Annotated in this window: 7 protein-coding genes; 5 read left to right on the forward strand and 2 right to left on the reverse strand. The window is 67.3% G+C overall.

Annotation, left to right across the window (positions count from 1 at the left end; translation table 11 throughout):
* The first annotated feature begins 409 nt into the window (after positions 1-409).
* The 3 genes from CCZ27_RS09170 to CCZ27_RS09180 all read left to right on the forward strand — a co-directional run bounded on the left by CCZ27_RS09170 (position 410) and on the right by CCZ27_RS09180 (position 1747).
* Positions 410-742 (forward strand): helix-turn-helix domain-containing protein, encoded by a 333-nt coding sequence (locus CCZ27_RS09170; RefSeq protein ID WP_096447521.1) that lies wholly within the window; start codon positions 410-412, stop codon positions 740-742.
* A 112-nt stretch (positions 743-854) separates the two neighbouring features.
* On the forward strand, positions 855-1283 hold the full coding sequence (locus CCZ27_RS09175; RefSeq protein ID WP_096447523.1) for an Xre family toxin-antitoxin system antitoxin: 429 nt from the start codon (positions 855-857) through the stop codon (positions 1281-1283).
* Positions 1283-1747: an RES family NAD+ phosphorylase gene (locus CCZ27_RS09180; protein WP_096447525.1), complete on the forward strand. Its 465-nt coding sequence runs from the start codon at positions 1283-1285 to the stop codon at positions 1745-1747. Before CCZ27_RS09175 ends, CCZ27_RS09180 begins: the two co-directional genes overlap by 1 nt.
* A gap of 97 nt (positions 1748-1844) precedes the next feature.
* On the opposite strand, the gene CCZ27_RS09185 is transcribed toward CCZ27_RS09180, so the two are convergent.
* The gene (locus tag CCZ27_RS09185; RefSeq protein ID WP_157748518.1) at positions 1845-8747 is read right to left on the reverse strand and encodes an Ig-like domain-containing protein; all 6903 of its coding nucleotides are present in this window, start codon (positions 8745-8747) and stop codon (positions 1845-1847) included.
* 393 nt (positions 8748-9140) lie between these two features.
* Between CCZ27_RS09185 and CCZ27_RS09190 the strand changes: the two genes are divergently transcribed.
* Together CCZ27_RS09190 and CCZ27_RS09195 are read left to right on the forward strand one after the other, a co-directional pair.
* Positions 9141-9524 (forward strand): type II toxin-antitoxin system RelE/ParE family toxin, encoded by a 384-nt coding sequence (locus tag CCZ27_RS09190; RefSeq protein WP_096447529.1) that lies wholly within the window; start codon positions 9141-9143, stop codon positions 9522-9524.
* Positions 9508-9810 (forward strand): helix-turn-helix domain-containing protein, encoded by a 303-nt coding sequence (locus CCZ27_RS09195; protein WP_096447531.1) that lies wholly within the window; start codon positions 9508-9510, stop codon positions 9808-9810. Before CCZ27_RS09190 ends, CCZ27_RS09195 begins: the two co-directional genes overlap by 17 nt.
* Before the next feature lie 111 nt (positions 9811-9921).
* Here CCZ27_RS09195 and CCZ27_RS09200 read toward each other — a convergent pair whose 3' ends face one another.
* Positions 9922-10173, reverse strand: a complete 252-nt coding sequence (locus CCZ27_RS09200; protein WP_096447533.1) for a type II toxin-antitoxin system ParD family antitoxin — start codon at positions 10171-10173, stop codon at positions 9922-9924.
* Positions 10174-10229: the final 56 nt, after the last annotated feature.

The following is a 10229-nucleotide window of genomic DNA, read 5'->3' on the forward strand; positions in this document are numbered from 1 at the left end:
GAACCTTTGATTGCTGGTCAAAATCGACGGTGCGGCGCAAAAAAAACGCCGCCCAAGGCTGGGCCGGGCATTTCGATCGCCATCGGCATGGATTCCCCTCTCGATACGGGGTGGGCGGAGCGGACCATGTGCTGACCGATCTGCGCCTTCGCTTTGACGAAGTGCTGGCCCAGCTCGAGTCGGTCGCTGGCTGGAAAACCGCCCGCGTGCAGCGACCTGACCGACGAAGAACGGCTGGACGAAGCGCTACCCGGTGTTGGTGCGATCGGGGTAATGGACAGGCGGTCCTCATACCGGCCGCGTCTCCGCGATAGCCTGATCTTGGTTGCACTTGGGGAACGCCAAGACTTGCAACCCATGGCATAACAGCTCAATATTTCAGGCATTAAGAAAAGAAATGCCTAGTAAAATGAGCAAATTCGAGATTCCGGAGCAAGTCACCGAGCAGGTGGCACAGCTCGGCCAACACATACGGCTCGCACGCATCCGGCGCGGCTGGTCGGTGGCCGATCTGGCAAGCAAGGCAGGCATCAACCGCAACACGTTGAGCGCGCTGGAACTGGGCAAGCCGGGTACCGCGGTCGGGGTGTGCTTCACCGTCCTGTGGGCTCTGGGGCTGGATCGGACGCTGAACGGCGTGGCCGATCCCGACGCCGATCTGCACGGCAAGGCGCTCGAAGCCGCACGGCGCCCAACGCGCGCCGGCAAGCCGCGCAAGGCCAGTGAAGACTATGACTTCTGAGCGAAGCCTACGTCTCCTTCGCGAAGGGATCGCAGTGTCCGCTGCGCGGAAAAGCTTGACGCCCGGTATCTGTTGAACGACATTCATCGCATCAACTGATACCGGAAAAGCCATGATTCTCGTGACACCCGACAGAATCGCTGCGGTCATGTCGCTGCCGTCGATTCCGCACTCCTTCGCCGAACTCGACGAACTGGTGTCGCACGGCCTGCCCAAGAACGCCCTGAAGGCGAGCGTGGCGCATGTCTGCAGGAGCGGCGAGGAACGCAAGCGCCTGCTGCACCGGATCGTTCCCGAGGCCACCTACAAGCGCCGGCGGGAGCGGCTGACGGCGGAAGAATCGGCGCGGGCCGAACGCCTGGCGCGGATCTATGCGACGGCCCTGTACGTCTGGGATTCCGAGGACGATGCAAGAGCCTTCCTGAACACCCCGCACTCGATGCTGCGTGGCGAAACGCCACTCGACGTCTCGCTGACCGAGCTGGGCGCCCGGCGCGTCGAAGAACTGCTCTGGAAGCTGTATCACGGCATCGCCGCCTGATGCGGATCTTCAGGATCGGCGACGGACGGCATCCGGTCTGGGACGGCACCGGCGCGGCACTGCTCGGCGGACGCTGGAACAGTGCCGGCAAGCCGGTCATCTACGGTTCCCCGACCTATTCCTGCGCGATGCTGGAAATACTCGCCCACGCCGGCATCGGCCGCATTCCGCGCACGCACCGTCACGTGGTGGTGGAGGTACCGGACGGCGTTTCGGTCGAGCGCCACGATGCGGACTCGCTGCCGGACGGATGGGAATCCGAAGACAGCGCGCCGGCGAGCGCCTTCGGAGACCGATGGCTCGATGAACGGCGCAGCGCCGTCCTCGTCGTGCCGTCCGTCATCGCCCGCCTCGACTGGAATGCACTGGTCAATCCCCTGCACCCCGAGGCCGCCCTGCTTCGTCCTTCCCAACCGGAACACGTGATCTGGGACAAACGGCTCTTCGCGCGGCCGGGCGGCTGAACGTAAACGGCCGGCATCAGGCGATGCCGGCCGTTTGTGCTCCTGATGTTTCGGGATGACCGCCCGCGGCGGCCGGCAGGCCGCCGCGGGCGGGACGTCACAGCACCGTGATGCTGGCGCTCACGTAAAGCGTGGCCAGCGCGGTGGTGCTATTCCAGACGTCGTACTGGACGCTGCTGATGGTGATCGTCCCATCATTGCTCCAGCCGCTGGTGCCCGCGCCGTCGGCGAGATCCAGATTGATCTCGCCCATACCCAGCATGACGTTGGCGATCATCAGTGCGTGCCTGCCCGACGGCGCGAAGACATCGCTGCTGCTGATGTCGAGCACGTCGGCGGCGGTGAGCTTGATATCCACCGTTACGCCCAGATACGTCTCGCCGACGGCAATTCTCTCGATGCTGCTCAGACGGCTGCCGCCGTCGGGGTGCGAGGCTGCCTGACTGGCGATCTGCGTCAGATCGAGGGTAGTGGGTCCTCCAGGAAACAGGCTGATCGACAAAGTATCGATACCGCTTCCACCATCGATGCGGACGAAGCGGTCGAGATTATTCGGAGTCCCGAAATCCGTCTGCAGTGCGTTGAAGATGGAAAGTGCTGGGCCAGTGATCACAACGGTGTCATCCCCGGAGCCGGCATAGATGACGCTGGCTTGGTCGATGGACAGATAAATGTTGTCGTTGCCAGCGCCAGCGACGACGGTCTTCTGGCCGGCGCTGACGGTAAGGTAGGCGTCGTCGCCATTGGTCCCCACCACATCCACCACGCTTTCATGGAACGCCGGGTGCGCCAGGGCGTCGCCGCCGAAGATCACGTAGCTGCGGCCGGCGTCGGCGCCCGGGGTATTGCTGTGATGGGCGCCGACGATGAGGTCGGCAAAGCCGTCGCCGTTGACGTCGCCGGCGTAGGAAACGCTGATGCCGGCGAAATCGCCATCCACCTCGCCGACGATCGCAAAGCCGCCCGAGCCCGCGGCGACGTCTTCCAGATTGACCGCGCTGCTGCCGGCCCGGCCATACACCACGAAGGCGTCGCCGCTGGTGCCGCCGGGCGCGCCGACGATGAGATCGGCCAGGCCGTCGCCGTTGAAGTCGCCGGCGTAGGAAACGCTGAGGCCGTTGGACGCGATCCCCGCCGTTCCCTCGATGATGAAGCCGCCGCCGCTGCCCGCTTCCACGGCCGACAGGTTGACCGTGGCATTGCCGGTCTTGCCGAACACGACGTAGCTGCGCCCCTTGCTGGAGTCGGACAGGTAAGGCGCGCCGACGATGAGGTCGGCCAGGCCGTCGCCGTTGACGTCCCCGGCGTTGGAAACGCTGAAGCCGTTGTAGCTGTTGGCCTGTGCGCCCTCGATCACGAAGCCGAGGCCCCCGACGGTGCTCAGGTCCGCCAGATCGATCGCGGCGTTGTCCGTCTTGCCGAATACCACGTAGCTGCGGCCGGCCAGGCCGTTGGCGTTCCCGGCGCCGATGATGAAGTCGGCCAGGCCGTCGCCGTTGACGTCGCCCACGCCGGAAACGGACATGCCGCTATAGTCTCCGGCCGTCTCGCCATTGATCACGAAGCCTGCATTGTTGGAGGCCAGGTTCGACAGATCGACCGCGGCGGTGCTGGTCGTGCCGAACACGACGTAGCTGGTGCCGGCCGTGCCGTTCGCGCCCGGCGCACCGACGATGAAATCCGCCAGGCCGTCGCCATTGACGTCGCCTGCGCCGGACACACGGGCGGCCCCGTCACCGTCGGTGGCGCCCGTGATGACGAAGCCGCCGCCGGACAGGTTGGACAGATCGATGGGGGTGGTGTCCGCCTTGCCGAACAGCACGTAGCTGTGGCCCGCGCCGTTGCTTGCCCCCTGCGCGCCGACGATGAAGTCGGCCAGGCCGTCGCCATTGACGTCCCCGGCGGCCGACACGGTGATGCCGGTCTTCCAGGCCGACTGGCCGTCGATGAGGAAGCCGCCCGTGCCGGCTGCCACGTCCGCCAGATTGACGGCGGTGGTGTCCGTCTTGCCGAACACCACGTAGGCGCGGCCGGCATCCGTACCGTTCGCGGTGTCGGCGCCATAAGCGCCGACGAGCAGGTCGTCCAGCCCGTCGCCGTTGACGTCGCCGGCATTGGAAACCGCGTAGCCGCTGAGATCGCCGGCAGCCTGGCCGTTGATCACGAAGCCGCCGCTGCCCGCCGCCACGTCCGACAGCATGACCCCCCCGGTCACCGCCGCCGCGGCGACTCCGAATGCCAGGTCGCCCGAGTCGAGCCCGGCGAAGGCATTGCCGTTGAGGTCGGTGAGTGCGCTGGGCGGGACGAGGACGGTGTAGGTCGTGCCCGCGACGAGGTCGGTCGTGGGGTTGATGGTGACCGTGCTGCCGCTGATGGTGATCTGGCTGCTGTCGGTGATGGCGATGGTGCGCGTATCGCCCACACCGTTGTCGATCACGATGTTGCCGGTGCCGGCCTGCACGCTTTCGCTGAAGGTCAGCACGATGTCGGCACCCTTGGCGACGCCGGTGGCGCTATGGACCGGGGTGCTGCTCGCCAGCGTGGGCGGGGCGTCGGTGGCGAACAGGATGCCGCTCCAGCCCCAGGTGTCGCCGGAGAAGCCGTTGCCCGCGAGGTCGGTCAGCACGCCGTCGGCGATGGTGAGCGAATAGGTGGCGCCGGGCAGCAGGTCGTTCGTGGGGTTGATGGTGACGGTGTTGCCGCTGATGGTGACCTGGCTGCTGTCGGTGACGGCGATGGTGCGCTCGTCGCCGTTGTTGTCGGTGATCACGATGTTGCCGGTGCCGGCCTGCATGTTCTCGTTGAAGGTGAGCACGATGTTGCCGCCCACCGGCACGTCGTAGGCAGGGGTTGCCGGCGAGGACGACGTGATGCCCGGGGGCGTGGTGTCCACCAGGTAGGACGCGTTGGCGCTCACCGACGGATGGGTCAGCACGGCGCTGTTGCCCGACGCATCCTCGATGGTGCCGCCGCCGAGGCTGATCGCGTCCTTGGGGATCGCGATGCCGTTGTCGTCGTTGTCGCCGGGCACGTACATGGGGTAAGGGAAGGAAACGGAATACCCCGGCGCGATGGTGTAGGTGAAGGTCAGCTCATCCGTGCCCGAGCCGCCGGCATAGCTCGCCTGCACCGAGCCCGAATTCAGCGTCAGCGTGAGCGTCGGCGTGCCGCCGGTGGTGTCCACCGTCACCGCCTCGCTGAACTTCACGGTCGCCGTGACCGTGTCGCCGCCGTTGAGCCAGCCGTTCTGCGCGCCGGTGGACGAGGTCAGCGCCACCGATGCGACCGTGGGCGCGATTTCGTCGGCGATGTCGTTGATGGCGAGGGTGACGGCCTGTTCGGTGGCGTTGCCCACGGCATCGGTGGCGACGACGGTGAAGCTGTAGCTGGATTGGGTTTCGTAATCCGGGTTGGCGGTCAGCGTCACCGCGCCGGTGGCGGCATCGATGCTGAAGGCGGCATGGTCGCCGACGTTCTTGAGGCTGTAGGTGAGGCCGTTCACGTCGGTGGCGGCGGCGGTGTAGATGGTCTGGCTGGCGCCGCTGTTCTCGGCGATGGCGGTGGCGGTGGCGCCGGAGGTGAATACCGGCGCGGTGCCATCGACGACGATGCCGTTGGCGGAGACCGGCGACAGGTTGCCCTGTTCGTCCACCGCCCAGGCATGGTAGGTGCCGTCGGCGAGGCCGGTGAGCGCCAGCGGCGTGTCGGTGTTGGCGGTAGCGATGGCGACGCTGTTCCACAGGTCGCCGGCGGCGCCGGTGATGTCGGCGAGCGAACTCACCGTGACGCTGTCGTGCACGAGATAGACGGTGCCGGTTTCGCTGCTCTGGACGGTGGTGCCGGCGGCGGGGACCAGGATGCCGTCTTTGGCCAGGGTGACTGTGGGCGGGATCTCGTCGACGTCGGTGACGTTCAGCGTGACGGTCTGCTCGCTGGCGTTGCCGGCCGCATCGGTGGCGATGACGGTGAAGGTGTAGCTGGACTTGGTTTCGTAGTCGGGGTCGGCGTCGAGCGTGACCTCGCCGGTGGCGCCGTCGATGCTGAACGCGGCACCGTCGCCGCTGGCCTTGAGGCTGTAGGTGAGCACGCCGGCATCGGCCGCGGCGGCGCCATAGACCACCTGGCCTGCGCCGCTGTTCTCGACGATGGGGGCGGCGGTGGCGCCGGAGGTGAAGAGCGGGGCGACGGTGTCGACGGTGAAGCTGCCTTCGTCGGTCTCGCTGTTGCCGGAGGGGTCGGTGCTGGTGACGATGACGGGAACGGTGCCGTCCGCGGGCGGGACGTAGCTGCCCGAGACCGGCGTGGCGGTGGCGATGTCCAGGGTCCAGTCGCCATCGGGACCGGCGGTGGCGGTGAAGACGGCGCCGCCCACCGTGACGCTGATGCTCGAACCCGGCTCGGCGGTGCCCGACAGGACCGGGTATGGCGTCGCGGCGACGATCGGGTTCAGCGTGGGTGCGGTGGTGCTGGTGTCGAGGACGAAGTCGACATCCGGCCCGGCGGGGACGACGCTGCTGTTGCCGATGGCATCCACGGCCGTGACGGCGACGGCGACCGGGCCCTCGCCAAGCTCGGCGACTTCATCCGCCGTCAGGATGACGGGGATGCCGGTGCCGGTGGCGGTGTAGGTCTTGACGACCGTACCGGCGGTGCCGGTCAGCGTGACGGTGATTGCGGCGCCGCTCTCGGCGGTGACGACGGTGACGCCCGCGCTGCCGGTGGCTTCTTCCAGGCTGACCTGCGCGCCGCCCGTGCCGTGGCTCACGCCCAGCGTGGGCGCCGCGGTATCGACGGTGACGGTGAGGCTGACGGGCGCGGAGGTGTTGCCCTGGGCGTTGGTGGCGGTCACGCTCAGCGTGGTGGTGGCGCCGTCGCCGGGCACGCTGCCGGCGGGAACGGACACGCTCCAGGCGCCGTCGTGCACCGTCGCGGTCAGGGTGGCGCCTTCCCAGACGATGGTCACCGTGTCGCCGTCGCTCATGCCGGTGCTGGTGCCGCCGATGGTGATGCCCTCTGCCTTCTCGGCCGCGTTTACGGCGCCGTCCGCGGTGATGGCATTCACCGTGATGGAAGGCACCAGGGTATTGACGAAGACGCCGCCGACGCCGGTGCTGCCCGGGTTGCCCACGGCATCGGCATAGGCGCCGGTGAGCGCGACCGCGGCGACGGCCCCGGTCAGCCCGGCGGCGGGGGTGAAGGTGGCGATGTAGCGGGCGGGGTTTTCCGGGTCGACCGCAAAGCCGGTGAGCGTGCCGTTGCTGACGGCGACGTCGCCGGCGTCGAAGTCGGTGGGGGCTTCACTGAAGGTGAAGGTGACGGTGGCCGTCTCGCCCGCCTTGACCGTGGCCTTGTCGGTGGTGATGGCGACGCTCGGCGGCGCCGTATCGACGAACAGGCCGACGACGGGCTGCGGCGAGCTGGTGACTCCGCCCTTGACGGTGGCGGCCAGCAGGCTGGCCGGCCCCTGGCCAAGGCCGGAGAGCGCTTCGCCGGTCAGTTCGACCAGCGCGTAGCCGGCAACGATGTCGGCCAGCGTGAGCATGTGCGAAGCGACGACCTTGCCATCGACGACGAGGGAGACGACGTCGCCCGCGACCGCCTCGGCGGCGAACGGCGCGGCGACGGTGACCCCGGCCTTGGCGACGGCGGCGCTCACGGTGAGCGTCGGGCCGAATTGCGCGCTGTTGTACGCCGCGGCGCCGGCCGAGCCGGAGGACAGCGGGGCGGTGGCCGTTGTGGTGGCGGAGATCAGTTCGGCCTTGTCGGCGTTGGCGCCGGATTCGAAGACAGCCCCGCCCTGCGCGAGCAGGTCGGAGCCGGCCGTGGCGAGCGTGCCGACGGGACCGATCGACGAGAAGGCGGCGGCGAGTTCGTCCAGCGTGGCGTCCATCGAGCCGCTGGCGCCGTCGGCGCCGGAGAGCGCGGCGAGGACCTGGCCGTACAGTTCGGCCTCGCTCAGTTCGGTCTCGTCATACTCCGGATCGAGCACCAGCACGAAGGGCCCCGAGGGGTCGACGCCGAAGACGCTCTTGATGGCCGCGTTGATGTCCGCGATCTGCTGCGCGCTCGCGGTCGCCTTCGCCTCGGTGATGCCCAGCTCGCGCACCGCCAGTTCGGTCAGCGGCGTCACCGTCACCACCAGGTTGCCCTCCCCTTTCACCGCCGCGGCCCGCAGATCGGTCTGCAGCGGCTTGTCGGCGTTGGACGCCTCGTCGCGGTAGTCCGCCACCGCGACCCCGTTGGCGTCGAAGATGCGCACCAGGATCGGCCCGGTGTAGCCGTTCGTGAGGGTCAGGACCGCCTGGCCGTTGGCGTCGGTCTGGCCCGAACCCAGCAGGTTTCCGGCGGCATCGTGGATTTCGTAGGACAGCGCGGCGACTGCGCGGCCGGCGGCGAAGTTCACCGTGATGGTCGAAGGCTGCTGCGTGGGCGTGGGCGCATCCTTGCCGCCACCACCACCGCCACCGCCGCCGCTGTTGGCCGCCAGCCCGACGGCGCCGGCGGCGAGACCGACCGCGCCGAGCAGGGCGAGCGGATTGTCATAGAAGGGCGCGGACGACGACCCGCCGTTTGCAGCCGCCGCCAGCGCCTCGCCGGCATTCCCCTGGCTGTAGAGGACGATGCTGCCATCGGCGGAAGCATTTCCGGCCGCGGCGTCCAGCGACGAGAACGACTGCTCGCCGCCGCGGGTGGCCGTGGTGAAGTTCAGCCCGCCTTCGGACTGGCTGTAGTAGCCCTCGATGCGCAGGCTCGTGCCGTCTGCCAGCGTGATGTCGAGATCGTTGCCGGCGCGGCGGACCACGGCGGCCTCTTCGAGCTGTTCCTTGCCGTCCGCGCCCTTGCGCAGCAGCCGGTACGCGCTGCCGGACGAGGCCGGCACGCGGTTCGCACCCGCGGCCAGAACCTGCGCGCCGCCCTTGCCGTCGATCAGGATCACCTCGCCGCGCCCGGCGGCGGAAATGACTTCCGAAGCGGCCTTCTGCATAACAGCCTTGCTCATTGCAACTCCTTTGAGGTCAGTTCAAGTTTGTCCAGCGCCCTGCAATGCATTGCCGAAAGCCCGCAAAACCGCTTTCGGAAGCTGTGTGGGGAGGGGTTCCCCTCCTTCCTGCGGACAAAGTCTGGCGCCCTGCCCGACCGCAGATGTTTGAGCGCTGGCCGGGAACCTTTGATTTCTGGCCAAAAACGACGCTGCGGCGCAAAAAAAATCACCGCTCGAGCGTTGCCGGCAAATGAAGTCCGTCACGGACAGTCAGGCCCGACATACTTGTACGGCCAGGAAAAGAACGGCAGTACGCCAGCCGAGCGCGATACCTGCGTTCGCTACCGCCGGGACATTCCACATGGAGAGGTGGAAAAATATACCCGTATCGGGCATAGTTCGGAGATCGAGATGAAGCGCATCCTCAAGCGGAAGGATTTTGCGCGGTGGCAGGCAGGCGAGAAGCTGCCCGATGCCGCCTTGTGCAAGGCGGTCAAGGAAATGGAAAGCGGTCTGATCGACGCGGACCTGGGCGGCCTCCTCTACAAAAAGCGGGTGGCCCGTCCCGGCGGCGGCAAGAGCGGCGGCTACCGCACGTTGCTGTCGGCCCGGATCGGCAACCGCTACGTGTTCCTGCATGGGTTCCCCAAGAGCGACAGGGCGAACATCACGCAGGACGAGAAGAAGGCGCTGCAATTCGCTGGCAAGGTGTTCCTGAAACTGTCCGGCACAGCCTTGGCGAAAGCGTTGCAGTCGGGCGTGTTATTGGAGGTGCATTGTGAGCAAGATCATTGAATCGCTGCGCGGCGACCTGGCCGCTCTCCAAGAGGCGGGCGCAATCACCAAGGTGACGATGCGCGAGTTCGACGCGATCTGCCCGCCGCCGGTGCGGGAGTTCGGTGCTGCTGATATCAAGCGCCTGCGCGAAGCGCTGAAATTCAGCCAGCCCGTGTTCGCACTCCACCTGCACACCACCGCGTCGACTGTGCGAAAGTGGGAACAAGGCGAAACCCATCCCACGGGGCCTGCGCTCAAGCTGCTCAACATCATCGCCGACAAGGGCTTGCAGGCAATTCTTTGATTGTGCGTCGATGAAATCGAGCGCGACCGACGTGCGCCCCTTCCCGATGGTAGGCTATCGCGTCGTCGACGTCTTGGTTCACCTGCTCACGCGGAACCGCTGGTTTCGCCTTCACCCGCGAGAGCCAGGTCTTGCAGCCTTGCGTACCCGGTCGCGCAGACCTTCAAAGTAAGCGGCATCGGCAGGCGATGCCGGTGCCGAGGCTGCGCCCGCCAGCAGCAAGCCACGCAGGCGCTGCCGATCCTGATCCTTGCGGATCAACTCGCGCACATACTCGCTGCGGGTACCGTGGCCACACTCGCTGACCTGCTCGTCCACGAAAGACTTCAGGCTGTCGGGCAAGGAAATGTTCATCGTGCTCATGGTCTGAGATCGGGCGGCTTGGCAAGATCAGGCGGGCCGCCTCCCCACCCCTGCCC

Source organism: Thauera sp. K11, assembly GCF_002354895.1.
In the GTDB taxonomy this organism is placed as follows: domain Bacteria; phylum Pseudomonadota; class Gammaproteobacteria; order Burkholderiales; family Rhodocyclaceae; genus Thauera; species Thauera sinica.